Annotated in this window: 19 protein-coding genes; 6 read left to right on the top strand and 13 right to left on the bottom strand. The window is 71.6% G+C overall.

Annotated features, from left to right (window positions below; all coding sequences use genetic code 11):
• Window positions 1-19: 19 nt before the first annotated feature.
• Window positions 20-2,392, top strand: coding sequence for a UvrD-helicase domain-containing protein (locus HNR28_RS01610; protein WP_151024760.1), 2,373 nt, complete (start codon window positions 20-22; stop codon window positions 2,390-2,392).
• Between the two features lie 61 nt (window positions 2,393-2,453).
• On the opposite strand, the gene HNR28_RS01605 is transcribed toward HNR28_RS01610, so the two are convergent.
• From HNR28_RS01605 to HNR28_RS01545, 13 genes are all read right to left on the bottom strand, one after another.
• Entirely contained in the window at window positions 2,454-3,227 is a 774-nt protein-coding gene (locus tag HNR28_RS01605) for an ABC transporter permease (protein ID WP_052355795.1), read from the bottom strand.
• Between the two features lie 27 nt (window positions 3,228-3,254).
• Complete coding sequence (locus tag HNR28_RS01600) at window positions 3,255-4,475, bottom strand: ABC transporter substrate-binding protein (protein ID WP_151024761.1); 1,221 nt, start codon at window positions 4,473-4,475, stop codon at window positions 3,255-3,257.
• Window positions 4,472-5,320, bottom strand: a complete 849-nt coding sequence (locus tag HNR28_RS01595) for an ABC transporter ATP-binding protein (protein WP_151024762.1) — start codon at window positions 5,318-5,320, stop codon at window positions 4,472-4,474. Before HNR28_RS01595 ends, HNR28_RS01600 begins: the two co-directional genes overlap by 4 nt.
• Window positions 5,321-5,323: 3 nt before the next feature.
• On the bottom strand, window positions 5,324-6,424 hold the full coding sequence (locus HNR28_RS01590; protein WP_043682954.1) for an acyl-CoA dehydrogenase family protein: 1,101 nt from the start codon (window positions 6,422-6,424) through the stop codon (window positions 5,324-5,326).
• A 14-nt stretch (window positions 6,425-6,438) separates the two neighbouring features.
• Window positions 6,439-6,981 carry a carboxymuconolactone decarboxylase family protein gene (locus HNR28_RS01585; RefSeq protein WP_043682952.1) on the bottom strand — a complete coding sequence of 181 codons (543 nt, stop codon included), beginning with the start codon at window positions 6,979-6,981 and terminating at the stop codon, window positions 6,439-6,441.
• A 115-nt stretch (window positions 6,982-7,096) separates the two neighbouring features.
• A complete protein-coding gene (locus HNR28_RS01580) occupies window positions 7,097-9,019 on the bottom strand; it encodes an ABC-F family ATP-binding cassette domain-containing protein (protein WP_151024763.1) in 1,923 nt (640 codons plus the stop codon).
• The gene (gene prmB, locus HNR28_RS01575; RefSeq protein WP_043682950.1) at window positions 9,016-9,912 is read right to left on the bottom strand and encodes a 50S ribosomal protein L3 N(5)-glutamine methyltransferase; all 897 of its coding nucleotides are present in this window, start codon (window positions 9,910-9,912) and stop codon (window positions 9,016-9,018) included. The genes HNR28_RS01580 and prmB overlap by 4 nt, the downstream gene beginning before the upstream one ends.
• A gap of 56 nt (window positions 9,913-9,968) precedes the next feature.
• Complete coding sequence (gene dapE / locus HNR28_RS01570; protein ID WP_043682947.1) at window positions 9,969-11,102, bottom strand: succinyl-diaminopimelate desuccinylase; 1,134 nt, start codon at window positions 11,100-11,102, stop codon at window positions 9,969-9,971.
• Window positions 11,103-11,134: 32 nt separating this feature from the next.
• Window positions 11,135-11,956, bottom strand: coding sequence for a 2,3,4,5-tetrahydropyridine-2,6-dicarboxylate N-succinyltransferase (gene dapD, locus HNR28_RS01565; RefSeq protein ID WP_151024764.1), 822 nt, complete (start codon window positions 11,954-11,956; stop codon window positions 11,135-11,137).
• Between the two features lie 74 nt (window positions 11,957-12,030).
• Window positions 12,031-13,983, bottom strand: a complete 1,953-nt coding sequence (locus HNR28_RS01560) for a pyrroloquinoline quinone-dependent dehydrogenase (RefSeq protein ID WP_151024765.1) — start codon at window positions 13,981-13,983, stop codon at window positions 12,031-12,033.
• A complete protein-coding gene (locus HNR28_RS01555; RefSeq protein WP_043682943.1) occupies window positions 13,970-14,347 on the bottom strand; it encodes a hypothetical protein in 378 nt (125 codons plus the stop codon). Before HNR28_RS01555 ends, HNR28_RS01560 begins: the two co-directional genes overlap by 14 nt.
• A 5-nt stretch (window positions 14,348-14,352) precedes the next feature.
• Window positions 14,353-14,514: a DUF1328 domain-containing protein gene (locus HNR28_RS01550; protein WP_043686892.1), complete on the bottom strand. Its 162-nt coding sequence runs from the start codon at window positions 14,512-14,514 to the stop codon at window positions 14,353-14,355.
• Window positions 14,515-14,628: 114 nt separating this feature from the next.
• Window positions 14,629-14,844: a hypothetical protein gene (locus HNR28_RS01545; RefSeq protein WP_043682940.1), complete on the bottom strand. Its 216-nt coding sequence runs from the start codon at window positions 14,842-14,844 to the stop codon at window positions 14,629-14,631.
• 263 nt (window positions 14,845-15,107) lie between these two features.
• On the opposite strand from HNR28_RS01545, the gene HNR28_RS01540 reads away from it, so the two are divergent.
• The 5 genes from HNR28_RS01540 to glgX are packed head-to-tail and all read left to right on the top strand — an operon-like array spanning window position 15,108 to window position 26,197.
• Window positions 15,108-15,572 carry a hypothetical protein gene (locus HNR28_RS01540; protein WP_052355793.1) on the top strand — a complete coding sequence of 155 codons (465 nt, stop codon included), beginning with the start codon at window positions 15,108-15,110 and terminating at the stop codon, window positions 15,570-15,572.
• Window positions 15,573-15,577: 5 nt separating this feature from the next.
• A complete protein-coding gene (locus HNR28_RS01535; RefSeq protein WP_184142464.1) occupies window positions 15,578-18,706 on the top strand; it encodes an alpha-1,4-glucan--maltose-1-phosphate maltosyltransferase in 3,129 nt (1,042 codons plus the stop codon).
• 11 nt (window positions 18,707-18,717) lie between these two features.
• Complete coding sequence (treS, locus tag HNR28_RS01530) at window positions 18,718-22,107, top strand: maltose alpha-D-glucosyltransferase (RefSeq protein WP_184142461.1); 3,390 nt, start codon at window positions 18,718-18,720, stop codon at window positions 22,105-22,107.
• Entirely contained in the window at window positions 22,104-24,002 is a 1,899-nt protein-coding gene (gene glgB / locus HNR28_RS01525) for a 1,4-alpha-glucan branching protein GlgB (protein ID WP_244978158.1), read from the top strand. Before treS ends, glgB begins: the two co-directional genes overlap by 4 nt.
• Window positions 24,002-26,197: a glycogen debranching protein GlgX gene (gene glgX / locus HNR28_RS01520; protein WP_151025535.1), complete on the top strand. Its 2,196-nt coding sequence runs from the start codon at window positions 24,002-24,004 to the stop codon at window positions 26,195-26,197. The genes glgB and glgX overlap by 1 nt, the downstream gene beginning before the upstream one ends.
• Window positions 26,198-26,220 lie beyond the last annotated feature (23 nt).

Here is a 26,220-nt window from a genome sequence, read left to right as displayed (position 1 = left end):
GCTCTTGAATCGACTTTGCATGATAGACGGCCTGAACGAACCACAACGCGCGGCGGTCACGCTGCCCGCGCAGCACGCCCTGGTGCTGGCCGGCGCCGGCAGCGGCAAGACCCGCGTCCTGACCACCCGCATGGCCTGGCTGATCCAGACCGGGCAGGTCGGCCCCCACGGCCTGCTGGCCGTCACCTTCACCAACAAGGCCGCGCGGGAAATGCTCACGCGGCTGTCGGCGCTGCTGCCCATCAACACCCGCGGCATGTGGGTCGGCACCTTCCATGGCCTGTGCAACCGGCTGCTGCGCGCGCACCACCGCGAGGCCGGCCTGCCGCAGACCTTCCAGATCCTGGACAGCGCCGACCAGCTCTCGGCCATCAAGCGCATGCTGAAGGCCGCCGGCATCGACGACGAGCGCTTTCCGCCGCGCGACGTGCAGCGCATGATCAACGGCGCCAAGGAAGACGGCCTGCGCCCGGGCGACCTGGACGCGCGCGACCCCCACGCCCGCCGGCTGGCCGACCTGTACCAGCGCTACCAGGACCAGTGCGAACGCGAGGGCGTGGTCGATTTCGGCGAACTGCTGCTGCGCGCCTACGAACTGCTGCAGCGCGAAGCGCCGATCCGCGAGCACTACCAGCGCCGTTTCCGGCATATTCTGGTGGATGAATTCCAGGACACCAATGTGCTGCAGTACCGCTGGCTGATGCTGCTGGCGGGCGCGCACACGCCGGTGTTCGCGGTGGGCGACGACGACCAGTCCATCTACGCCTTCCGCGGGGCGAACGTCGGCAACATGGCCGACTTCGAGCAGCGCCATGCGCACGGCAATGTGATCCGCCTGGAGCAGAACTACCGGTCGCACGGCCACATCCTGGACTCGGCCAACGCCCTGATCGCGCACAACAGCAACCGCCTGGGCAAGAACCTCTGGACCGACGCGGGCGAGGGCGAGCCCCTGCGCGTGGTCGAGCAGGCCTCCGACGCGCTGGAGGCCCAGTGGCTGGTGGACGAGGTCCGCGCCCTGATCCGCGAGGGCCGCCCGGCCCACGAGATCGCCATCCTGTACCGCAGCAACGCCCAGTCGCGCCCCATCGAGCACGCCCTGTTCTCCGCCCGCGTGCCGTACCGGGTCTACGGCGGCCAGCGCTTCTTCGAGCGCCAGGAGGTCAAGCACGTGCTGGCCTACCTGCGCCTGATCGACAATCCCAACGACGACACGTCCTGGATGCGGGTGGTGAACTTCCCCACGCGCGGGATCGGCGCGCGCACGCTGGAGCAACTGGCCGACATGGCCGCGCAGCAGGGCACCAGCCTGGCCGGCGCGGTGGCCTTCGTGCCGGGCAAGGCGGGCGCCAGCCTGGCGCGCTTCGCCACCCTGATCCGCGAGCTGGCCGAGGAAGCCCGCACGCTGGACCTGCCCGAGCTCATCGGCCACGTGGTGCACCACAGTGGCCTGGAGGCCCACTACCGGGCCGACCGCGAGGGCCAGGACCGCCTGGAAAACCTCCAGGAACTGGTCAATGCCGCGGCCGCCTTCGTGGCCGAGGAAGGCTTCCAGGGCCTGCCCGCCGGCCGCATTCCCGAAGGCGCGGCCATTGCCGCCGACGTGGCGGCCGACGCCGCCGGATCGCCCGGCGCGCCGGTGCCGGCCTTCGGTGCGGACTCCGGTGCCGCGGGTCCGTCCGATGCGCCGGATCCGGCCTTCGGCGCGGCCGCGCAGCCTGCGCCCGCCGTCATGTCGCCCCTGGGCGCCTTCCTCAGCCACGCCTCCCTGGAGGCCGGCGACAACCAGGCCCAGGCCGGCGAGGACGCCGTGCAGCTCATGACCGTGCACGCGGCCAAGGGCCTGGAATTCGACGTGGTGTTCATCACCGGGCTGGAAGAGGGCCTGTTCCCCCATGAAAACAGCCTGCTGGACGCGGGTGGCCTGGAAGAGGAACGCCGCCTGATGTACGTGGCCATCACGCGGGCGCGCGAGCGCCTGACGCTGACCCTGGCGCAGAGCCGCATGCTGCACGGCCAGACGCGCTACGGCATGCGCTCGCGCTTCCTCGACGAGATCCCGGAAGAGCACCTGAAATGGATCACCCCGCGCCAGCGCCCGGCCGCCGCCCAGCAGCCCTGGAGCGGCGCCTTCCGGCGCGGCCTGGGCGGCTGGCAGGGCGAGGACGGCAGCACCTTCGCGCCGCGCGCGCCGCGCACTCAGGCGGCCGGCGTCACGGTGGGCGAACAGTGCTTCCGCATCGGCACGGGGGTGCGCCACGGGCGCTTCGGCGAAGGCACCGTGGTGGCGCTGAGCGGCAGCGGCGCCGACGCCCAGGCGCGCATCGAATTCCGCGACGCCGGCACCAAGACCCTGGCCCTGGGCGTGGCCAAGCTGGAAGTGCTCGACTGACCCGAGCCAGCCCAGGCGCGAGCCTGAGCCTGCTGAGACTGAGTCCCGGGCCCGCGGCCGGTCAGCGCCGCGCCCAGCGCCGGTGCAGCCGCTGCGCGGTGGCGTCCAGCAGGAAGCCCAGCGCGCCGATCAGCACGATCACGGCCATCAGCTCGGAATAGGCCAGGCGGTCGCGCGTGTCCAGGATGAAATAGCCCAGGCCGGAACTCACCCCCAGCATCTCGCAGGGCACCAGGATGATCCAGACGATGCCGATGGCCAGGCGCAGTCCGGTCAGCATGTGGCCCAGGGAGCCGGGGATCACGATCTTCCAGAGGATTTCCGAACGCGTGGCGCTCAGGCTGCGCGCCAGCATCAGCCAGCGCGCGTCCAGCTGCCGCACGCCCGCGCTGGTGTTGAGGATGATGGGCCAGACGGCGGCGAAGCTGAGCAGGAAGTAGATGGGCGCGTCGCCGATGCCGAACAGCATCACGGCGATCGGCATCCAGGACAGGGGCGAGACCATGCGCAGGAACTGGAAGGCGCCGCTGGTGGCCAGTTCCAGCTTCTGCGAGGCGCCGATGGCCAGCCCCAGCGGGATGCCGAACACCAGCGCCCAGAACAGGCCCACGGCCACGCGCCGCAGGCTGACCAGGGTGTGCGCCGTCAGCTGGTTGTCCAGCACCAGGTGGACCAGGCTGGGCAGGGCCTTGAGCGGCGAGAACAGGCCGGCCATGGCCGTCTCCTCGCCGATCAGGCCGATGCCGGCGGCCCAGAGCAGCAGCAGGGCCAGCAGTCCGCCCAGGCTCAGGGCCAGGCGCCTGGGGGCGGGCAGCGGTGCGATGCGTGTTTTCATGGGCGTGGGTCCGTGGTCCGGGCCGGTCTAGGCGACCGAGAAGGTTTCGGTGCGCGTGTAGCCCGCGATGCCGAAGGCGGCCGGGCCGCCCTGGGCCTCGATGGCCTTGCGCACGTAGCGTTCTTCCACCAGGTCGCGCGCGACGAAGGCCGGGTCCAGGTCCTTCAGGAAGGCGTTCTCGCCCAGCACGTAGGTGGTCTTGAGCAGCTCCACCAGCTTTTCCGTGTAGCTGGGGAAGGGATAGGGCTGGAAGTCGATGCGCCGCTCGTTCCAGCCGGTGTGGCGGATGGCGCCGCTGCGGGCGTATTCTGCGTCGCGTTCGGGCGAGGCCAGCAGCACCCGCGCCAGCGTCGAATGCTCGTGCGGGGTGTAGTCGGCCGGGTTGCCGCGCTCCAGGATCTTCACGGTTTCCTCGCGGTGGCCGCGCGTCCAGGCCTGCGCCTCGACGAGGGCGTCGACCACTTTCTGGGACCATTCGGGGCGCTCCTGCAGGTCGCGCTCGTGCATCGTCACCACGCAGCAGGCGTGGTTGTGCCAGACGTCGCCGGTGAAGCGCCAGACCTTGCCCACGCCGAGCTCCTCGGCCTTGGCGTTGAAGGGCTCGGCCACGATGTAGCCGGAGATCCGCTTGGTGCCCAGGGCGGGCAGCATGTCGCCGGGCGACATCACCACCAGCTTGACCTGCTGCTTCGTCGGCTCGCCGTCGCTGATGAATTCCAGCCCGGCCTCGCGCAGCATGGCCTGCAGGACGATGTTGTGCACCGAATACCAGAAAGGGATGGCGACCGTGGTGCCGCCCAGGTCGGCCAGGCTGGCGATGTCGGGACGCACGGTCAGGCAGGAGCCTTCCATGTGGTTCCAGGCGACCACCTTGGCCGGGGACTTGCTGCCGTAGCGCGACCAGATGGTCATGGGCATGAGCAGGTGGACCACGTTCACCTGGCCGCTCAGGAAGGCCTCGACGATCTGCGACCAGCTGCGGAAGCGGCGCGGCTTTTCCACCTGCAGCCCGCGCTTCTCGAACAGGCCGTTGTGATGGGCCACCAGCAGCGGCGTGGCGTCGGTGATCGGCAGGTAGCCGATGCGCACCGGCGCGTCCGGCTCGGCGGCGCGCGCCGCCCGGCCGGCCTGCAGCAGCGGCAGGGCGCCGGCCATCGTGAACAGCGAGGACAGCTTGAGGAACTGCCGGCGGCCGGCCAGGGCGCTGGCGGCGGCGCCGCAGCAGGAATCGATGAGTTTCAGGGTCATGATGCGAGGTTCGGTTTCGGGGGGCGGGCGGCGCGCAGGGCCTGCAGGATCTCGACGCGCAGCGCGGTGAGGCGGGGATCGGTTTCGTCGCGGGGGTGGGGCCGGTCGGGCCGCCACTGGCCGATCAGGCGGCCCGGCTGGCCGCCCAGCAGCAGGATGCGGTCGGCCAGCAGCAGGGCCTCGTCGATGTCGTGGGTCACCAGGATCGCCGCGGCGTGGTGGCGCGCGCTGATCTCCAGCAGCAGGGTCTGCATCTCGCCGCGGGTGACTTCGTCCAGGGCGCTGAAGGGCTCGTCCAGCAGCAGGATCTCGGGCGCGCGCGCCAGGCTGCGGGCCAGGGCGGCGCGCTGCGCCATGCCGCCCGACAGCTCGTCCGGGTAGCGCGTCCGGGCCTGCGTCAGGCCGACCTCGGCGATGGCCTGCTGCACGCGCTGGCGACGCAGCGTTTCGTCCAGCCGGGGCTGGTGGCGGAAATCCAGGCCGAAGGCGACGTTTTCCTCCAGCGTCAGCCAGGGCAGCAGGCAGGGGTCCTGGAAGACGAAGCCGACGTCGGGCGCGGGGCCGGCCAGGGGACGGCCGCGCAGGCGGACCTGGCCGGCCATCGGCCGCTGCAGGCCCGCCAGCACCCGCAGCAGCGAGGACTTGCCCACGCCGCTGGGGCCCAGCAGGGCGACGATCTCGCCGGCCTGGAGTTCCAGGGAAAAATCCTGCAGGATGCGGTGGGGGCCGGCGCCCGGCCGCGCGTAGCCCAGGGCGACGCGCTCGGCGCCGAGCACACCGGCTGCGGCGGCGGGCGCGGATGCGGGCGCGGCGGCCGGTCCGGAAAGCGCCGTGGCGAGGCTCATCGTTCAGGCCGCCTGCTGTTCGAGCGCGTGGATTTCCTTGCGCAGGTGCTTCAGGGCCGGCGTCACGATGGCGACGAACAGGGCCTCGCGCAGGCGGCGCTGGGCCGGGCTGCTCATCAGGTAGCCGGCGGCGCCCGCGTGCAGGGCGGCCGACTGCGTGGCGCGCAGGCCCAGTTCGGACGCCCGGGCGCGGGCGCGCAGGATGTCCAGCGGCAGCGCGTCCAGGTCCAGGCCGGCCAGGCGCAGGGTTTCCGCCCGCAGCGCCTGGAAGTCCCGTTCGAGGTCGGCCTCCTGGTCGTCCAGGTAGGTGTTGACGTGGCTCAGGCGCTGGTTGGTCGCGTGGATGGTTTCCAGGCTGGCCTGCACCAGCCCCACCCCCATGCCGATCTGCAGCAGCAGGAAGCCGGGCTTGATGCGGCGGATGTAGTCCTCGAAGGCCGCGGGCTCGGCCAGCACGTCTTCCGCGGGAATCCAGGCGTTCTTCAGGTGCACGCCATAGGTGCCGGTGCCCTCCATGCCGGCGAAGGCCGGGCAGGGGCGCAGCGTCAGGGCTTCCGAGCCCGGCGGCACGACGAACATGACGTAGCCGCCTTCCTCCAGGGCGGCGGCGGCGATGAGCAGGTGGCCCGGCCCCAGGTTCGAGACCCAGGGCAGGGCGCCGTTCACCCGGTAGCCTTCGCCGTCGCGCCGGGCGCGCAGGTTGATGCGCTCGATGCCGGCGAGGTGCTTGACGGCGTTGGACATGCCGGTGCCGGCGAGGATCTCGCCCCGGGCGATGGGCGCCAGGTAGCGTGCGCGCGCGGCGGCATTGTCCGTCTGCCGCAGGTACCAGGCGCAGGCCGCCTGGCACCAGGTCAGGAAGGCCGTGGAGCCGCAGACGCGCCCGACCCGGGCGATGATTTCGATCTGGGCCGCGAGGTCCAGGCCCAGGCCGCCCGATCCGGCGGGCAGGGCGGCGCCGAAGCCGCCCAGGCGGCCCAGGGCGCGCATGAAGTCGCCCGGATAGCGGCCCTCGTCGATGGCTTGCGCCTGGGGCGCCAGGACTTCGCGGATCAGGGTGTCGATGCCCTCGCCGTGGACGGCGGGCAGCAGGTCGGTGGACATGCGGGCCTCCAGGATCAGGCGTAGGCCTGCAGTTCCGGGTTGATGGGGGTGCGGGCCAGGTTGTTGGCGTAGTTGCACAGCGTGGCCAGGCTCACGCCCAGCACCACGTCCAGCGCCTGGGCGTCGCCGTAGCCGGCCGCGCGCAGGGCGTCCAGGGCCTCGTCGGGCACCTGGCCGCGGTGCTCCAGGACCTGCAGGGTGAATTGCGCCAGGGCGTTGAGCCTGGGATCGGACAGGGCCTGGGTGCCGCGCAGGGCCTCGACCAGTTCCTGCGGCAGCTGCAGCTTCTTGTAGGCGAGCTTGGTGTGGCCGGCCACGCAGAAGCCGCAGCCGTTGTAGGCGGCGGCGGTGATCTGCACGACCTCGCGTTCGGTGGGGGTGAGGCTGTTGCGGCCGTTGATGGCGCCGACGACCTGGTAGGTTTCCAGGGCGGTGGGCGCGTTGGCCAGGACGCCCAGCAGGTTGGGCAGGAAGCCGTTGGCCTGGGCGGCCGCGCGCAGGCGGTCCTGGGCTTCGGCGGGGGCGGATTCGACGGATTGGATGGGGAGGCGGCTCATGGCGCGGATCTTTTGGACGGGAGGTTATAAGACCTGCCCATTCTAAGGATCCCCATTCTCATGCCGAACGAATATAAGAGTATTAAATTATTCAGCCCTGGAATATGGAGGTAAATCAGGACTTTTCCAGCGCCTCGATCTCCGTCTGGATCTCCAGCCAGTCCTCTTCATGGCCCTGCAGGGCCTTGCTCAGTTCGCCGTGCTCGGCCATCAGGCCGGGGCGCACGTCCTTGCGGGCGTCGGTGTAGAACGCCGGATCGGCCATCAGCGCGTCCAGTTCCGCCAGCCGCGCCTGGACCTTGGCCATGGCGTCCTCGACCCGCTTCAGGCGGGTTTCCAGCGGCTTGCGGCGGGCGGCCAGCTCCTGCCGCGCCTGGGCCTGCTCGCGGCGCTGCGCCTTGCGGTCCTGGCCCGGCGCCGGCGCCGCCGCGCGCGCGATCTGGTTGCGCTGCGCCTGGCGCTGCTGCAGCCAGTCGCGGTAGTCCTCCAGGTCGCCGTCGAAGGGCTGGACCCGGCCGTCGGCCACGATCCAGAAGCTGTCCACGGTGGTGCGCAGCAGGTGCCGGTCGTGGGACACCAGCAGCACGCTGCCGGGGAATTCCGCCAGCGCGCGCGCCAGGGCCTCGCGGGTGTCCACGTCCAGGTGGTTGCTGGGCTCGTCGAGCAGCAGCAGGTTGGGCTTGCGCCAGACGATCAGGGCCAGGGCCAGGCGCGCCTTCTCGCCGCCGGAAAACGGCGCCACCGGCTGGCTGACCATGTCGCCGCCGAAGCCGAAGCCGCCCAGCATGTTGCGCAGTTCCTGTTCGCGCGTGTCGGGGGCGATGCGCACGAAGTGCTGCAGCGGGCTCAGCTCCGGATCCAGCACGTCCAGCTGCTGCTGGGCGAAATAGCCGATCTCCAGGCCCTTGGCCGGGCGGTAGCCGCCCGCCAGGGGCGCCAGTTCGCGCGCCAGGGTCTTGACCAGGGTGCTCTTGCCGGCGCCGTTGACGCCCAGGATGCCGATGCGGCTGCCGCCGCGCACCATCAGGCTCACGTCCTGCAGGATGGTGCGTGGCGCGGCGGCGCCGTCCGCCGGGTAGCCCAGGGCGGCGTCCTCCAGCGTCAGCAGCACGTCGGGCGTCTGCGCGGGCTCGGGCAGGCGGATGTCGATGCCCGACTCCACCGCCAGCGGCGCCAGGGTCTGCATGCGCGCCAGGGCCTTGACCCGGCTCTGCGCCTGCTTGGCCTTGGTGGCCTTGGCCTTGAAGCGGTCGATGAAGGACTGCAGGTGGGCCGCCTCGCGCGTCTGGCGCTGGATCGCCAGGCGGTTCTGGCGCAGGCGCTCGGCGCGCTGCTCCAGGAAGGATTCGTAGCCGCCCTTGTAGCGCACCAGCGACTGCTGCTCGAAATGCAGGATGACGCGCGCGACCGCGTCGAGGAATTCGGTGTCGTGGGAAATCAGCAGCACCGTGCCCGGATAGCCGGCCAGCCAGCGCTCCAGCCACAGCATGGCGTCCAGGTCCAGGTGGTTGGTGGGCTCGTCGAGCAGCAGCAGGTCGGACGGCGCCATCAGCGCGCGCGCCAGGGCGATGCGCATCTGCCAGCCGCCGGAAAAGCTGGCGACCGGACGGGTCCATTCGTCAGGGGCGAAGCCCAGGCCGGCCAGCAGCTGCTCGGCGCGCGAAGGCGCGCTCCAGGCCTCGGCCTCGACCAGGGCGGCCTCCAGCTCGGCGATCGCCTGGCCCTGGTCGGGCCCCAGGGCGGCGCGGCGCGCCTGCAGCTCGCGCAGGCGGCGGTCGCCGTCGATGACGAATTCGCGCGCGGGACGGCCGGTGTCGTGCAGGATCTGCTCGACGCTGGCCAGCCGCCAGGAGGCGGGCATGTCCAGCGTGCCGGCGTCCGGATCGATCTGTCCCTGCAGCAGCGAGAACAGCGAGGACTTGCCCGCGCCGTTCTTGCCCACGATGCCGACGCGCTCGCCGGGATGGACGACGAATTCGGCGTTTTCCAGCAGGACCTTGACGCCGCGCCGCAGGGTCAGGCCGGCGGCGCGGATCACGGGGCCAGCTGCGCGCGGCGCAGCAGCAGGATCTGGCCGGTGGTGGCGGCGGTGTCCAGCCAGACGGGCTCCAGCTCGGGGAAGGCCGCCTCGAAGTGCGCCCGCTCGTGGCCGATCTCCAGCACCAGCAGGCCCTCGGGCGCCATGAAATCGGGCGCATTGGCCAGGATGCGGCGCACCAGGTCCATGCCGTCGGCGCCGCCCGCCAGCGCCAGGCGGGGCTCGTGCCGGTATTCGGGCGGCAGCGCCTTCATCGACCGCTCGTTGACGTAGGGCGGGTTGCAGACGATCAGGTCGTAGCGCCGGTCCGCCGGCACCTGGGCCAGCAGGTCGCTGCGCAGCGCCTGGACGCGGTCCTGCAGGCCGTGCAGTTCGATGTTGGATTGCGCGACCGCCAGGGCGTCGGCGGACACGTCCACCGCGTCCACCGCGGCGTTGCCGAAGGCGTGGGCCGCCAGGATCGCCAGGCAGCCCGAGCCGGTGCACAGGTCCAGCACCCGGCCGACCGCGTCCGGGTCCTCGATCCAGGGCGCCAGGCCCTCGGCCAGCAGCTCCGAGATGGGCGAGCGCGGCACGATCACGCGCTCGTCCACCAGGAAGCGCTCGCCCTGCAGCCAGGCCTCGCCCGTCAGGTAGGCGGCGGGCTTGCGCGTGTTGATGCGCTCGTGGATCAGGTCCACGCAGCGCAGCCGCTCGCGCTCCAGCAGGCGCGCGTCCAGGAAGGGTTCGAGCGTGTCGGGCGGCAGGTGCAGGCCGTGCAGCAGCAGGTAGGCGGCCTCGTCCCAGGCGTTGTCGCTGCCGTGGCCGAAGACCAGGCCGGCGGCGTGGAAGCGGCTGATGGACCAGCGCAGCAGGTCGCGCAGGGTCAGGAGTTCGGTGTGGGGGGAGGGCATGGTGTGCGTGAGAAAGAGGATCGGCCGCGCCCCTCGGGCGCGGACCGGGATGGGGGTCAGGCCAGCAGCTTTTCCAGCATGCGGCGGTAGATGTTCTTCAGCGGCGCGAGGCTGTCCAGGGGGACGTGCTCGCCCGTCTGGTGGATGGTGCGGTTCAGCGGGCCGAATTCGACGACCTGCGGGCAGATCCGGGCGATGAAGCGCCCGTCCGAGGTGCCGCCCGTCGTGGACAGTTCCGCCTGGACGCCGGTTTCCCCGGCGATGGCGGCCTGCAGGGCCCCGCACAGTGTACCCCGGGGCGTCAGGAAGGGCAGGCCGCCGATCGTCCAGTCGATGCCGTAGTCCAGGCCGTGGCGGTCCAGGATCGCCGCCACCCGCGCCTGCAGCCCCTCGGGCGTGCTGGCGGTGGAAAAGCGGAAGTTGCAGTCGATCGTCGCGGTGCCGGGGATGACGTTGCCCGCCCCGGTGCCGGCGTGCAGGTTCGAGACCTGGAAGGTGGTCGGCGGAAAGTATTCGTTGCCCTCGTCCCAGCGGGCCGCGGCCAGTTCGGCCAGGGCGGGCGCCAGTTCGTGGATCGGGTTGCGGGCCAGGTGCGGATAGGCCACGTGGCCCTGGATGCCGCGCACCGTGATCCGGGCCGACATCGAGCCCCGCCGGCCGTTCTTGATCGTGTCGCCCAGCGCCCGCACCGAGGTCGGCTCGCCGACGACGCAGTAGTCGGGCCGCTCGCCGCGCGCCTCCAGGACGCGGCAGACGTGGACGGTGCCGTCGGTCGCCGGCCCTTCCTCGTCGGAGGTGAGGAGCAGCGCGATCGAGCCCGGGTGGTCCGGATGGGCGGCGACGAATTCCTCGGCCGCGACCACGAAGGCGGCGATCGAGGTCTTCATGTCGGCGGCGCCCCGGCCGGTCAGCAGGCCGCCGGCTTCCGTGGGGACGAAGGGCGGGCTGGGCCATTCGGCCTCGGGCCCCGGCGGGACGACGTCCGTGTGCCCCGCGAACACCAGCAGCGGAGCCCCGGTGCCGCGCCGCGCCCAGAGATTGCGCACCGGGCCGCTGGGCAGCGGCTCGCAGGCGAAGCCCAGCGGCCGCAGGCGTTCGGCGATCAGGTCCTGGCAGCCCGCGTCCTCCGGCGTGACGGAGGGGCGGGCGATCAGGGCGCGGGCGAGGGCGAGGACGTCGGTGTCGGCCATGCGTGCGATTCCTTGCGCCGTGCGGACGGGCCTCAGGCCCGCAGCAGGTCGTTGATGCTGGTCTTGGCGCGGGTCTTGGCGTCCACCCGCTTGACGATCACCGCGCAGGCCAGGCTGTGGCTGCCGTCGGCGGCGGGCAGGGAGCCGGGCACCACCACGGATCCGGCCGGCACGCGGCCATAGTGGATCTCGCCGGTGGCGCGGTCGTAGATGCGCGTGCTCTGGGAAATGAACACCCCCATGGCCAGCACGGAGTTTTCCTCGACGACGACGCCCTCGACGATCTCGGAGCGCGCGCCGATGAAGCAGTTGTCCTCGATGATGGTGGGGCCCGCCTGCAGGGGCTCCAGCACTCCGCCGATGCCCACGCCGCCCGACAGGTGGACGTGGCTGCCGATCTGCGCGCACGAGCCCACCGTCGCCCAGGTGTCCACCATCGTGCCCGCGCCCACGCGCGCGCCGATGTTGACGTAGGAGGGCATCAGCACCGCGTCGGGCGCGATGTAGGCGCCGCGCCGCACCGTGGCGGTCGGCACCACGCGAAAGCCCCCGCGCTGGAAGTCGTCCGGGCCGTAGTCCTGGAATTTCAGCGGCACCTTGTCGTAGTACAGCTGCGGGGCCTGGCCCATGACGCGGTTGTCGGCCAGGCGGAAGGACAGCAGCACGGCCTTCTTGACCCACTGGTGGACCCGCCACTGGCCGTCGATCTTTTCCGCCACGCGCAGCGTGCCTTCGTCCAGGCCCCGGATCGCCTGCTCGACCGCGTCGGCCAGGTCGGGGGGGAACTGGCCGGGGCGCAGCGAGGCGCGGTCTTCCCAGGCGGATTCGATCAGGTTCTGAAGGGCGGTGTGCATGGCGGGGCGGCTCGGGAAAATGTTTCGGGAAAAAATTGAACCCGAAATTTTAACAGCGTGCCGCCCCGGCGCGGCTACTTTGGCGCGAGCGCGTAGACCACCAGCTGATCGCCCACCTGGTCCTTGATGATGGAATTCCCGCCGGCCACGAACGCCACGTATTCGCGGCCGTGGTAGGAATAGACGGCGGGATTGGCGACCACGGGGGCCTGGGCCTGGTCCGACCAGAGCTCTTCTCCGGTCTTCAGCGAATAGGCGCGGACCTTGGCGTCCATCGACCCGCCGATGAAGACCAGGCCGCCCGCGGTGACGGCGGGCCCGCCGATGGTGGGCGAACCCCAGCGCTCGGGCATGAAGAAGCCGTATTTCTGCGCCGCGCCGACGGGGCGGCGCCATTTCACCTCGCCCGTGTGCATGTCCAGCGCCACCAGCTCGCCGTAGGGCGGCCGCCAGCAGGGCATGCCCAGCCAGTTCAGGGCGACTTCCAGGCGCATGCCGTAGGGCGCGCCTTGCTGCGGAGCGAAGCCCGATTCGTTGCCCGCGCCGGAGTCGGCCTCGTCGTAGGCCTTGCGGTCGAAGAGCTTGACGTACTGCACGATGTGCGAGACGTTCACGACCGCGGTCTGCCCGACCGGGTCGAACGCCACGCCGCCCCACTGCACGCCGCCCGCGCTGTCGGGGTAGGCCAGCGCGCCCTCGCCCCGGGCCGTCGGCGGCGTGTACATGCCCCGGTATTCCAGCTTGTCCCAGAGGCGGGAGCACTCGCCCGCGCCGGCGATGTCGGCGGGCGCCCAGACTTCGGGCTTGCGGCTCTGGTCGAGCAGGGGCGCGGGCCGGGTCGGAAACGGCTGGGTCGGGGACAGATGTTCGCCCTGGACCGAGCCGTCGCCTTGCGGCACCGGCCGTTCCTCGATCGGCCAGACGTCCTCGCCGGTCTCGCGGTTGACGACGAACAGGAAGCCCTGCTTGGTGGACTGCATCAGCGCCGGGATCCGCCTGCCGTTCACGGTGATGTCCATCAGGGTCGGCGCGGCGTTGATGTCGTAGTCCCAGACGTCGTGATGGACCCATTGGCGGGACCACACGACCTTGCCGGTCTCCAGGTCCAGCGCGGTCGTCGAGGTCGCCAGCGGCACGTCGTCGGGCCAATAGCCGCCCCAGTAGTTCGGCGAGGGCGAGGACACGGGGACGTAGACGAGCCCGCGCTGCGGGTCGACGGACACCGCCGTCCAGACGTTCGCGGTGCCGCTGACCCGGCTCATTTCCTCGTTCAGTGCATGGAAGGTCCATTCCAGCCTGCCGGTGCGCGCGTCGAGGGAAAACAGCGTGCCCGGCGGCGCCTGCGCGTAGGCCCAGTCCTTGCCCGCCCAGCCCAGCAGCAGGTGATCGCCCGCCACGGTGGGCGGCTGCAGCAGGGACAGCGGATATTTGGCGTGGACGGTGTTCTGCGCATTGATGTCCAGCACGCCATGCCGGCCGAAACCTTCGCATTTCCTGCCGGTGTCGGCATCCAGCGCGAACAGCTGCGCATCCATGGTTCCGAGATAGACGATCTTCTGGCAGGGCTGGCCGGGCCGCGGGTCGCGCGCCGCCCAGTAGGCGACGCCGCGCGTCTTCAGGGCCGGCTGCGTCATGGCCTTGAGCGTGGAATGCGAGTCGAACCGCCACTTCACCCGGCCCGAGGCCGGGTCCAGCGCGAACACCCGATAGAAGGGCGTGCCGATGTAGAGCGTGTCGTTGGCGAACAGGGGCGTGGCGGACCATACGGTCGCCGGCAGATCGCCCGTGCCGTCGGAAACGTCGCCGGTGTGGAATTGCCACACCCTCTTCAGCCGCGCCACGTTGTCCGCATCGATCTGGGTGAGGGGACTGTATTTCTGGGCGCTCAGCTGGCCGTGGAAGCTGTCCCATTCCTGCGCCCGCGCAGCCGGCAGGACCGGCAGGCACGCCGCGAGCAGGCACGCGACCGCCAGGCCGCGGGCCCGCCGGGCCGCGCCGCCGGCACCGAAGCCGCTACGCGTATCCATGATCCTGCTTTCCCGCGCGGCCCGCCGGCCGCTGCGTTTCGAGGGCGAGGCCAGCCAGGCCGGCGGCCATCGCGCCGAGCAGCCCCCACTCGTGCAGCAGGGCGCCCGCCAGGCCGTTGCCCACCAGCAGGATGAGCAGCGCGATCCGCCAGGCGATGCGGCCCGCGCCGGGCCCCAGCCGCGCCAGGGGGACGGCCATCAGGGCGATCACGGCCGCCGCCACGATCGCCCAGCGGGCGCCCAGGGTGCCCGTCACGCCGGTCAGGGGGGTGAAATATGCGTACAGCCCGACCAGCACCCCGGCGAGTGCGCCCAGCAGCAGGAGCGCCGCGCCCGCCGGACGGAGAGGGAAGATTTTCGCCATGGCATTCACAAGCGCCTGCGGCCGAATATGAGCGACAGCACGAACAGGACGATGAAGATGAAAAACAATATTTTCGCGATGCTGGCGGCGGCCCCGGCAATACCGAAAAATCCCAGGACGCCGGCGACCAGCGCGATGATCAGAAAAACGACGGCGTAATAAAGCATGGACATTCTCCCGAATCAGGAACGGCGTGCTTGGATTTCGCTCGACGGCGTGCGACGGCATTCCTGCGTTGATGTTTATTCTGCGTTGATGTTTATATTGCCGGGGCGGAGCGATTATTTTCCGACCTCGTGGCCCACGATGCCGCCCACCGCGGCCCCGCCGATGGTGCCCGCGGCACTGCCGCCCGTCAGGACCGCGCCGCCCACCGCGCCGATCCCCGCGCCGGCGGCCGTGTCCCGGCCTTGCCGCGACATCCCGCTGCAGGCTCCCAGGCTGACCAGCATTCCTGCGATGGCCACGTGGGTGACGATCAATTTCAGTTTTCTCATGATTCAGCCTCCGTGATGTGGATGTGCGATTACACCCTAGCACGATATTGGCCGCGATTAATGCGCCGTTTTCTTGCGAATATTTTCTCCAGTAACAAAGAAATAATGCGCCGATTCGTTTCCAGGTTTGAGAAAGCGATATGCCCCATGTTGAGCGCCGCGCTGCGCAGCCTCCTACACGGTGATACAAATAAAACTTCCGTGCGCATGCGGGCACGCCGTTTGCTGCATTCCGGCGACTGCAAGGGCAATGGAGGATTTTCATGCGGGGCGCATTCTTCGATCGGGAAACGGCGGCGCGGGCGGTGCGCCTGTCGCTGCCCATGATCACCGCCGCGATGGACTCGCGCGAGGCCGGCGACAGCGGCTTCCTGCACGTCGTGGTGATGAACCCGCTCGTGCTGCCCGGCGAGGCGGCATTCGAGGACGCCGTCCTGTACGAGCACAGCCTGGGCGAGGTGGCGCGCTGGGACGCCGACTATGCCGCCTACGCCCGCGGCAAGGCCCGCATGAGCTGGCGCACCCGGCGCAACGGCCATGGGATCTGCGACGTCGCGCCGCACCGCCTGGAGGCGGACGAGCAGCCCCTGTGGGGCAGCGTGGTCGTCGACGGCGTCGTGGTGGGCGTCAGCGGCTGCTTTCCCTGGTTCGACGAGGCGTTCGCGGGCGCCATCGCCCATCTCTTCATCGCCTGCGCCAAGGAAGCGCGCTGCGCGCGGGCCGGGTAGCGGCCATGGCCGGGGGACGGGATTCGGAGACGGGCTGGCCCTGCCTGGTGAGGGTGGATTCGCTGGCGCGGGCGGCTGCGGAGGCCGCGCAGTGGCGCGCCGCCGGCGCCACCGGCATCCTCGCGCCGCCGCCCTGGCGCACCGGCGGGCGGCCCGCGGGGGCGGCGCCGCTGGACGCCGACCGCAGCGAAGGCGGCGCGCCGGTGCGCGACGAGATCGCCGAAGCCAGCCGCCGCCTCGCCGCCGGCGGCCTGAGCTGCCATCTCGAAATGGCGCTGGATCGCGTGGCGCGGGGAGCGCATCCGGACACGGCGTCCGCGGAGTGGCTGCGGCCCGAGCCGCTGGATCCCCGCACCGATCCCCGCACGCCGCGCGAGGACCTCTGCACGCGGCGCGTGGTGCAGGCGCCGCCCGCCGCCTTCGTGCAGGCGTGGGCGGCGCGGCTGCGCGACTGGAGCGCCCTGGGGGTGGCCGGCTACTGCTTCCGCACGCCGCAGCACCTGGCGGCCGAAATCTGGCACGAACTGCTGGGCGCCCTGCGCGAGGCGGACGCGGGCGTGCGCTTCATCGCGTGGACGCCGGGCCTGACGCCCGAAGAGCTGGCGCGCTGCGCGCCCGTTCCCTTCGACTGGACCGTATCGTCGCTCGCATGGTGGGACGGCCGGGCCGACTGGCTGGCACAGGAACACGCGCGCCTGTCCGCGCTCGCGCCCGTCCTGGCCTATGCGGGCCGGCGGCGGGAGACCCGCTGGCTGGCCGCCGCCGCCGTGAGCGGCGAAGGCCTGATCCTGGACGGACCGCCCGATGCCGCCACCCTGGGGCCGCTTGCGCACTGGCGCCGCCGCACGCGGCTGCCGGCCACCTTCGGGACGGTGGGCGGCCGCACGGGCCGGGCCACCGCCCTGGTGCGGGCATGTCCCGGCGCCGGGGGCGCCCTGCTGGCGCTGTCCGCCGAAGGCGATCCGCACGCCGCGGCGGACCTGTCGGAATGGGCCGGCCTGCTGCCCGCCGGCCCGGACGACGGGCGCGGCGTGCCGCCCGCGCTGCGCCCGCGGCCGGGCGCGCTGCTGGCGCCGGCCGGCTGCGCCCTGTGGCAATGGACGGCGCCGGCGCCTCCCGGCGCTCCCGTTCCCGCCGCCGCGCTGCCGGGCGACGGGCGCGGCCTCCTCGCGCCGCGCATCGGCATCGAGCGCATCGAGCCGGCGGTGGACGGGGGCGCGTGGCCGGTCAAGCGCATCAGCCACGAAACGCTGGCGGTGAGCGCCACCGTCTTCACCGACGGCCATGCCAGGCTGGCCGCCAATCTGTGCTGGCGCGCCTGCGACGAGGCCGGATGGCACGAGGTGCCGATGCAGGCGCGGGGCAACGACCGGTGGAGCGCGCAATGCCGGCCCGAGCGGATCGGCGGCCACGAATACCGCATCCTCGCCTGGATCGACGTCTGGGCCGGATTCTGCGCGGAGTGGCGCGCCAAGTTCGACGCGGGGCAGGCGCTGGGTCAGAGCCTGGCGGAAGGCGCGCAGTGGCTGGCGCGCCTGCTGCACTACGCCGACGGCGCCGCGCGCGACGAGCCGCAGTGGGCGCGGGTGCGCCAGGCGCTCGACATGCTGCAGGCGGCCGCCGATGCGCCCCCGGACGCGCGGCTCATCGAGGCGCTGCTCTCCGCCCCGCTCGCGGCCTTCCTGCGGGATGCGGCAAAGCCGACGTTCGCGCATGCCACGGCGCCCCTGCGCCTGTGGGTGGACCGCCCGCAGGCGCGCTACGCGAGCTGGTACGAACTCTTTCCGCGCTCGCAATCGCCCGTGCCGGGGCGGCACGGCACCTTCGACGACGTGATCGCGCGCCTGCCGGACATCCGCCGGATGGGGTTCGACGTGCTCTACCTGCCGCCCATCCATCCGATCGGGCGGCGCGACCGCAAGGGCCGCAACAACAGCCCGGAAGCCTCGCCGGAGGACGTGGGCAGCCCCTACGCGATCGGCTCGGAGGCGGGCGGCCACGACGCCGTCGATCCCCGGCTCGGCACGCTGGACGACTTCGTCCGCCTGGTGGATGCCGCGCGCCGCGCAGGGCTGGAAATCGCGCTCGACTTCGCCATCCAGTGCTCGCCCGACCATCCGTGGCTGCGCCGCCACCGCGACTGGTTCAGCTGGCGTCCGGACGGCTCGCTGCGCCATGCGGAAAACCCGCCCAAGCAGTACCAGGACATCGTCAACGTGGCGTTCTACGCGGATGCGCCGCCGTGGCGACGCAAGACCGCGCTGTGGCGCGCCCTGCGCGAGATCGTGCGCTTCTGGATCGGGCACGGCGTGCGCATCTTCCGGGTGGACAATCCCCACACCAAGCCGCTGCCGTTCTGGCAATGGCTGATCGCCGACATCCACGCGCGCGATCCGGACGTCGTCTTCCTGGCGGAGGCCTTCACGCGGCCGGCGATGATGTACCGGCTCGCCAAGGCGGGCTTCACCCAGTCCTACACCTATTTCACGTGGCGCAATGCCGCGCACGAGCTCGACGCCTATTTCCGCGAACTCTCGCAGCCGCCGGTCGCCGATTTCTTCCGGCCGATGTTCTTCACCAGCACGCCGGACATCAATCCGCTGTACCTGCAGCGGCATGGCCGGCCCGGCTTTCTCGTGCGCGCGGCGCTGGCGGCGACGGGCTCGGGCCTGTGGGGCGTCTACAGCGGCTTCGAGCTCTGCGAAGCGGCGGCCCTGCCCGACGGCGAGGAGCACGCCGACTCGGAAAAATACGAAGTGCGCCAGCGCGACTGGCACGCGCCGGGCAACATCCGCGCGGAGATCGCCCGGCTCAATGCCATCCGGCGCGCCAACCCGGCCCTGCAGGACTACCGCGGCTATCTCGGCCTGCCCTGCGAGGCCGAGGGCGTGCTGGCCTATGCCCGGTACTCCGCGGCGCAGTCCAACGTGCTCCTGGTCGTCGTCAATCTCGATCCGGCGCGCGCGATCGACGTGCAGGTGCCGCTGGGCCCGATCGCCTCGGCCGAGAACCTCCTGACGGGCGCGGCGGAGCACTGGCCGGATTGCCGCGCGCATGCGCGGCTGCATCCGGAATCCCCGTACGGCATCTGGCGCCTGCCCGGACTGCCTTCACACGGACTGCCTTCCCATTGATGCGAGCCGATATGTCCAAGCCCGAACCCTGCGCGCCGGAACCCGACTGGTACAAGGACGCCGTCATCTACCAGCTGCACGTCAAGTCGTTTTTCGATTCCAACAACGACGGCGTGGGCGACCTGCCGGGCCTGCTGTCGCGGCTGGACTACATCGCCGACCTGGGCGTGACCGCGATCTGGCTGCTGCCGTTCTACCCCTCGCCGCGCCGCGACGACGGCTACGACATCGCGGACTATCGCCGGGTGCACCCGGACTACGGCAGCCTGCCGGACCTGCGCAAGCTGATCCGCGCCGCGCATGCGCGCGGCTTGCGGGTCATCACCGAACTGGTCATCAACCACACCTCGGACCGGCATCCCTGGTTCCAGCGCGCGCGCAAGGCGCACAAGGGCACGGTCGCCCGCAACTACTACGTCTGGTCGGACACCGACCGTGCCTACGCGGGCACGCGCATCATCTTCTGCGACACGGAAACGTCGAACTGGGCGTGGGACCCGGTCGCCGGGGCCTATTACTGGCACCGCTTCTACGCGCACCAGCCGGACCTGAACTACGACAACCCGCGCGTGCTGGCGGAAGTGCTGAACATCATGCGCTACTGGCTGGACATGGGGGTGGACGGCATGCGCCTGGACGCCGTGCCCTACCTGATCGAGCGCGAAGGCACGAACAACGAGAACCTGCCCGAGACGCACGCCATCCTGCAGCGCATCCGCGCGGTGGTGGAGGCGGAATACCCGGGACGGATGCTCCTGGCCGAGGCCAACCAGTGGCCCGAGGACGCCCGCCAGTATTTCGGCGAGGGCAACGAATGCCACATGGCGTTCCATTTCCCGCTCATGCCGCGCATGTACATGGCCATCGCGCAGGAAGACCGCTTTCCCGTCATCGACATCCTGCGCCAGACGCCGCCCATCCCCGCTTCCTGCCAGTGGGCCGTCTTCCTGCGCAACCACGACGAGCTCACGCTGGAAATGGTGACCAGCCGGGAGCGCGACTACCTGTGGAAGGTCTATGCCGCGGACCCGCAGGCGCGCATCAACCTGGGCATCCGCAGGCGCCTCGCCCCCCTGATGGAGGGCGACAGGCGCCGGGTCGAGCTCATGAACAGCCTGCTGCTGTCCATGCCGGGCACCCCCATCCTGTACTACGGCGACGAACTGGGCATGGGCGACAACATCCATCTGGGCGACCGCAACGGCGTGCGCACGCCCATGCAATGGTCGGCGGACCGCAACGGGGGCTTTTCGCGCGCCGACCCGGAGCGCCTGCAGGTCCCCGTGCTGATGGGGCCGCTCTACGGCTACGAGGTCATCAACGTCGAGGCGCAGCACCGCAACCCGCATTCGCTGCTGAACTGGACCCGGCGCCTGCTCGCCTGCCGCGCGCGCACGCGCGCCTTCGGCCGCGGCACGCTCACCTTCCTGTCGGCGGGTAACCGCAAGATCCTGGCCTACCTGCGGCAATGGGAGGACACCACCATCCTCTGCGTGGCCAACCTGTCCGCATCGGCGCAGCCGGTCGAGCTCCCGCTGCAGGCCCATGCGGGGGCGGTGCCGGTCGAAATGCTGGCGGGATCCTCGTTTCCCCGGATCGGCCAACTGCCCTACCTGCTGACGCTGCCGCCGTACGGCTTCTACTGGTTCGAGCTGAGCACCGAGGCCGCGCCGCCGGACTGGCACGTCGAAAAGCCCGAACAGATGCCGGAACTGGTCACCCTGGTCCTGCGCTCCAAGCACCCGCAGGCCTTCGGCGAGGCGGCGCGCCGGCTCTTCGAGAGCGAGGCGCTGCCGGCCTACCTGGCACGGCAGCGCTGGTCGGGGGCCGAGCCGTCCGACCTGCACGTGAAGGAGATGATTCCGCTGAAGGAAGCGGCCCCCGCGCCGGGCGCGGACGCGCCGCCCGCGCCCCCGGCCGCGCGGCATTACTGGGTGCTGATGGGCGATGCGCAGGCCGGCGTCCGGCGCCTGAACGTGCCGGTCGCCCTGTGCTGGAGCGAGGACGTCCGGCCCGGCTACCCGATCGCCCGCATCCGCTGCGGCGCCGACACGGGCATGCTGGCCGACGCGTTCCAGGAAGCCGATTTCCTGCGCGCGCTCGTGGAGGGCATGCGCGCCGCGTCCGCGGAAGAGGGCGGGCCGGCGCCGTCGGCCCGGGCGGGGCTGCACTCGCGGCGGCTCGCGCAGGCGTGGGAGCCGCTCGCGCCGGACGCGCCCGTGCGCTGGGTCGGCGGCGAGCAGAGCAACAGCTCCGCCATCGTGGACGACCGCTTCGTGGTCAAGGTCCTGCGGCAGGTCGAGCCGGGACCCGAACCGGAGATCGAGATGAGCCGGTGGCTGACCCAGGCCGGCTATGCCCATACCCCGCCGCTGCTGGGCACGGTCGAATACCGCGATCCGGACGGCCGGCGCTACACCCTGGCGGTGCTGCACCGCTACATTCCCAATGAAGGGGACGCCTGGCGCTGGACGCTGGAATTCCTCAACCGCACCCTGGCTGCCGCGGTGCTGGCCGGAAACGACGCCGGCGCATTCGAGGACGGCCTGTCGGGCTACCTGGCGCTGGCGCGCCGCATGGGGCAGCGGCTGGCCGAGCTGCACGCGGTCTTCGTGCATCCCTGGGACGCCGGGGAGGACGGCCCGCCGCCGGCGGTGCAGGGCGGTCCGGCCGGCGTCGCGGCCGACGGCAAGCGCGCGCTGCGCGAGCTGTCCGCGGCGCTCGACGCGCTGGCGCGGCTGCCGGCCGAGGTCCTGGCGCCGGCGCGGGATGCCGTGGCCTTCCTGCGCGCCCGCCGGGCGACGCTGGCGTCCCGCGTGGACGAGGCGGCCCGCCGCGCGCCGGGCGCCATGCGGCTGCGGGTGCACGGCGACCTGCATCTGGGGCAGATCCTGGTGTCCCAGGCCGACGCCTACCTGATCGACTTTGAAGGCGAACCGCTCAACGCCGCCGACCAGCGGCGCCAGGCCGCCACCATCTACAAGGACCTCGCGGGGATGCTGCGTTCCTTCGATTACGCCGCCGCGGTCGCGCGGCGCGACATCGCCGTTCCGAACGTGACGGAGACGCCGCCGGCAGCGCCTCCGGGGCCGGGGCAGGCGGAGGCGGCGGCGGGCCCGCCGCCCGCCGCGTCTCCCGATGAACTGCTGGCGACCTTTCGCGCGCGCGCCGGCGAGGCCTTCCTGGCGGGCTATCGTGACGCGCGGTCGCCCGAGCTGGCGCTGGACGACGAGACGGAATCCCTCCTGCTGACGATCGCGCAGCTGGAGAAGGCGGCTTACGAGGTGCGCTACGAAGCGGTCCACCGTCCCGAATGGCTGCCGATCCCCCTGAACGCGCTCGTCCGCATCGCCGGCGCGCTGCTCGGTCCGCATGCCTCCACCCCGGGCGGACCGTCATGAGCGAGGAATCCCCCATGCCCGGCCCCCTGATCGACGCAGCCGCGCTGCGGCGTTTCGCCGCCGGCGACTGGCGTGCCGTCGCGGCGCTCGCTCCCGTGCTCACGCAGGTCGGCGGCGTGCGGGGGCTGCGCTGCGCCGTCTGGGCGCCCAATGCGCGGCGCGTCTCCCTGGTGGGCGATTTCAACGCCTGGGATCCGCAGCGCCATCCGATGCGGCTGCGCCCCGAGGCGGGGGTCTGGGAATGCTTTCTGCCGGAGGCGCGCGCCGGGGACCGCTACAAGTTCGCCGTGCTGGGCGCCGACGGCATCCTGCGCTGGAAGGCCGATCCGCTCGCCCGGCGCACCGAATGCCCGCCGCACACGGCCTCGGTGGTGGACGACGCGCCGGCCATGGACTGGACGGACGGCGCCTGGTGCGCCGCCCGCGCGGCACGCCAGCATCCCGGCGCGCCGATCAGCATCTACGAGGTCCACGCCGGCTCCTGGGCGCGCCCGGAGGGCGAGGGCGAGCTGTGGGAGCGGCTGGGCGAGCGGCTGCCCGCCTATGCGCGCGCGCTCGGCTTCACCCACATCGAACTGCTGCCGGTCATGGAGCACCCGTTCGGCGGCTCGTGGGGCTACCAGCCGCTCGGCCTGTTCGCGCCGACCGCGCGCCACGGGACGCCGCGCGGCTTCGCGCGCTTCATCGACCGGTGCCACGCGGCGGAAGTCGGCGTGATCCTGGACTGGGTGCCCTCGCATTTTCCCGAGGATCCGCACGGCCTGGAGCATTTCGACGGCACCGCGCTCTACGAGCATGCCGACCCGCGCGAAGGGCACCACCCCGACTGGCACAGCGCGATCTGCAACCTCGGGCGCAACGAGGTGAAGGCCATGCTGCTGGCCAGCGCCCATCACTGGCTCGCCCAATACCATCTCGACGGCTTGCGCGTGGACGCCGTCGCCTCGATGCTGTACCGCGACTACAGCCGCGCGCCGGGCCAGTGGATCCCCAACCGCCACGGCGGCCGCGAGAACCTGGAATCGATCGATTTCCTGCGGGAGCTGACCGACGGCGTGCGCGCCCGGGGCGACGGCGCCATCACCATCGCCGAGGAATCCACGGCATGGCCGGGCGTCACCGCGCCCACCCGCCAGGGCGGACTGGGCTTCGACTACAAATGGAACATGGGGTGGATGCACGATACCTTGCAGTACATGCGGCGCGATCCGGTCCACCGCCGCCACCATCACGGCGAGATCACCTTCGGCCTGCAGTACGCATTCTCGGAGCGCTTCATCCTGCCGCTGTCGCACGACGAGGTCGTGCACGGCAAGGGCGCCCTCGCCGCGAAAATGGGCGGCGATCCGGCCCGCCGGCTGGACGCGCTGCGCGCCTACCTGGCCTTCATGTGGGCCCATCCCGGCAAGAAGCTGCTCTTCATGGGCGCCGAGATCGGCCAGTGGGAGGAATGGAACCACGATGCCACGGTCCATTGGGATCTGCTCGACGACCCGGCGCACCGGGCCGTGCAGCAATGGGTCGGCCGGCTCAATCGCCTGTACCGCGACCGGCCCGCCCTGCACGCGGGCGACGCCGATGCGTCGGGCTTCTCGTGGACCGTCGGCGACGACGTGGACAACAGCGTGTTCGCGTTCGAGCGATCCGCCCCCGGGGATGCGCCGCTGCTCGCCGTCTGCAATTTCACGCCGGTGCCGCGCCCCGGCTACGAGCTGGGGGCGAGCCGCGGCGGGCCCTGGCGGTTGCTGCTGGACTCCAGCGATCCCGACGGGGCGGCCGATGCGCGGCGGGATGTCGCGGCGCGGGCGGAACCCCGGCACGGGCGCCCCTGCACCCTCACGCTGGACCTGCCGGGCGCCTGCACGCTCGTGCTCGCCCCCTTGGAACCGCAATGATGAACGAAACCTTCCTGCACGCTCCGCTGTCGGCCGGCCGGCCCTATCCGCTCGGTGCCAGCCATGACGGGCTGGGCGTCAATTTCGCCCTGTTCTCGGCCAACGCCACCCGGGTCGATCTCTGCCTGTTCGACGCCCACGGCCGCAAGGAACTGCGGCGCGCCGCGCTGCCCGAATGCACCGACGAGGTCTGGCACGGCTACCTGCCCGACGCGGAGCCGGGGCTGCTGTATGGTTTCCGCGTGCACGGGCCCTACGATCCCGAGCACGGCCACCGCTTCAATCCCTCCAAGCTGCTGCTCGACCCCTACGCCCGCCAGCTGCACGGCGCGGTGCACTGGGGCGACGCCCTGTTCGGCTACCGCGTCGGCCACGCGCGCGGCGACCTGAGCATGGACCGGCGCGACAGCGCCTCGCTGATGCCCAAATGCGTGGTCGCCCCGCAGCAGCCGTATGCCTGGGGCGATTCGCGGCCGCCGGACACCTCCTGGGACGATACCCTGATCTACGAGGTCCACCTGCGGGGCGCCTCGATGATGCGCGAAGACCTGCCCGCCGCCTTGCGCGGGACGGCCGCGGCGCTGGGCGATCCCCGTTTCGTGGAGCATCTGCAGCGGCTGGGCGTGTCGGCGGTCGAGCTGCTGCCCGTGCACGCGTTCCTGCAAAGCCGGCTGCTGGTGGAGCGGGGCCTGCGCAACTACTGGGGCTACGACACCCTGGCGTATTTCGCCCCCGAGCCGAGCTACGTGCCCAACGGCGCCAACGAATTGCGCCGGGCCATCCGGCGCCTGCACGCGGCGGGCATCCAGGTCGTGCTGGACGTCGTCTACAACCACACCTGCGAGGGCAACGAATGGGGTCCCACGCTGTCCTGGCGGGGGATCGACAACGCCAGCTACTACCGGCTCGTGCCGGGCGAGGAGCGCCGCTACATCGACGAGACGGGCTGCGGCAATACGGTGAACCTGTCCCATCCGGCGGTGCTGCGCATGGTGCTCGATTCCCTGCGCGAATGGGCCGGCGCGTACCGCGTGGACGGCTTCCGCTTCGACCTGTGCGCGACGCTCGGGCGCGAAGGCACGGGCTTCGATCCGGGGGCGGGGTTCTTCGACGCCATCCTGCAGGATCCGGTGCTCTCGCGCCTCAAGCTGATCGCCGAACCCTGGGACGTGGGCCTGGGCGGCTACCAGCTCGGCCAGCACCCGCCGGGCTTCGCCGAGTGGAACGGCGTGTTCCGCGACAGCACGCGGCGCTACTGGCGCGGCGACGCGGAGCAGCGGCCGGGGATGGCCGCCGCGCTCTGCGGTTCCCGCGGCCTGTTCGACCGCCGCCACCGGCGGCCCTGGAGCAGCATCAATTTCATCACCGCCCACGACGGCTTCACGCTCGCCGACCTGGTGAGCTACGCCGAACGCCACAACGAGGCCAACGGCGAGGGCGGCCAGGACGGCACCGCCGAGAATTTCAGCGCCAACTGGGGCGCCGAAGGCCCCGTCGAGGACGAGGCGATCGTCGCGCTGCGCGATGGCGTCCGCCGCGCCCTGCTCGCCAGCCTGTTCTTCGCCGACGGCACGCCGATGCTGCTGGCGGGCGACGAGTTCGGCCACACCCAGTCGGGCAACAACAACGCCTACTGCCAGGACAATCCGCTGTCGTGGCTGGACTGGCGCCGCGCCGGCAGCCCCGCGGGCGTGGCGCTGACGCGCTTCGTCGGACGGCTCGCCGAGCTGCGCAGGCGCCACCCCAGCCTGCATGCGAGCCGCTATCTGGACCTGGCGGAGGAACTGCTGCCCGGCATTCCGCGCGCGAGCTGCTTCGAGCCGGACGGGCAGGCGATCGCCCCCGGGCAGTGGGACGACGGCGAGCGGCGCGCGTTCGCGCTGCGGCGCGCTGCGGCTCGCGAGGGGAGGGTGGACGTCACGCTGCTGCTGCTCAATCCCTGCCACGAGGCCCTGTCCTTCGTCCTGCCCGCGCCCGCCCTCGCCTGGACGTGCGAGCTGGATTCCAGCCGGGGGGACCTCTCCGCCGCCGCGGAGGGCACCGAGGGGTCGGAAGGCATCGAGGTGTCGGAAGGCATCGAAGTGTCGGAAGGCATCGAGGTGTCGGAAGGCATCGAGGTGTCGGAAGGCATCGAGGTGGCGCCGCACGCCCTCGTGCTGCTGTCGGCGCGGGGCCGCCAGGAGGCGCCGGCGTGAAGGCGGCCCGCGGCGGACGCGGC

The sequence above is a fragment of the Castellaniella defragrans genome, from assembly GCF_014203015.1.
GTDB classification, from domain to species: domain Bacteria; phylum Pseudomonadota; class Gammaproteobacteria; order Burkholderiales; family Burkholderiaceae_B; genus Castellaniella; species Castellaniella defragrans.
This window is presented reverse-complemented; position numbering and strand designations above follow the sequence as displayed.

Bases quoted from the DNA above. Each gene is read 5' to 3' on its own strand.
- HNR28_RS01610 (WP_151024760.1), top strand. From the start codon at position 20: ATGATAGACGGCCTGAACGAACCACAACGCGCGGCGGTCACGCTGCCC.
- HNR28_RS01605 (WP_052355795.1), bottom strand. From the start codon at position 3,227: ATGAAAACACGCATCGCACCGCTGCCCGCCCCCAGGCGCCTGGCCCTG.
- HNR28_RS01600 (WP_151024761.1), bottom strand. From the start codon at position 4,475: ATGACCCTGAAACTCATCGATTCCTGCTGCGGCGCCGCCGCCAGCGCC.
- HNR28_RS01595 (WP_151024762.1), bottom strand. From the start codon at position 5,320: ATGAGCCTCGCCACGGCGCTTTCCGGACCGGCCGCCGCGCCCGCATCC.
- HNR28_RS01590 (WP_043682954.1), bottom strand. From the start codon at position 6,424: ATGTCCACCGACCTGCTGCCCGCCGTCCACGGCGAGGGCATCGACACC.
- HNR28_RS01585 (WP_043682952.1), bottom strand. From the start codon at position 6,981: ATGAGCCGCCTCCCCATCCAATCCGTCGAATCCGCCCCCGCCGAAGCC.
- prmB (WP_043682950.1), bottom strand. From the start codon at position 9,912: ATGCCCTCCCCCCACACCGAACTCCTGACCCTGCGCGACCTGCTGCGC.
- dapE (WP_043682947.1), bottom strand. From the start codon at position 11,102: ATGGCCGACACCGACGTCCTCGCCCTCGCCCGCGCCCTGATCGCCCGC.
- dapD (WP_151024764.1), bottom strand. From the start codon at position 11,956: ATGCACACCGCCCTTCAGAACCTGATCGAATCCGCCTGGGAAGACCGC.
- HNR28_RS01560 (WP_151024765.1), bottom strand. From the start codon at position 13,983: ATGGATACGCGTAGCGGCTTCGGTGCCGGCGGCGCGGCCCGGCGGGCC.
- HNR28_RS01555 (WP_043682943.1), bottom strand. From the start codon at position 14,347: ATGGCGAAAATCTTCCCTCTCCGTCCGGCGGGCGCGGCGCTCCTGCTG.
- HNR28_RS01550 (WP_043686892.1), bottom strand. From the start codon at position 14,514: ATGCTTTATTACGCCGTCGTTTTTCTGATCATCGCGCTGGTCGCCGGC.
- HNR28_RS01545 (WP_043682940.1), bottom strand. From the start codon at position 14,844: ATGAGAAAACTGAAATTGATCGTCACCCACGTGGCCATCGCAGGAATG.
- HNR28_RS01540 (WP_052355793.1), top strand. From the start codon at position 15,108: ATGCGGGGCGCATTCTTCGATCGGGAAACGGCGGCGCGGGCGGTGCGC.
- HNR28_RS01535 (WP_184142464.1), top strand. From the start codon at position 15,578: ATGGCCGGGGGACGGGATTCGGAGACGGGCTGGCCCTGCCTGGTGAGG.
- treS (WP_184142461.1), top strand. From the start codon at position 18,718: ATGTCCAAGCCCGAACCCTGCGCGCCGGAACCCGACTGGTACAAGGAC.
- glgB (WP_244978158.1), top strand. From the start codon at position 22,104: ATGAGCGAGGAATCCCCCATGCCCGGCCCCCTGATCGACGCAGCCGCG.
- glgX (WP_151025535.1), top strand. From the start codon at position 24,002: ATGAACGAAACCTTCCTGCACGCTCCGCTGTCGGCCGGCCGGCCCTAT.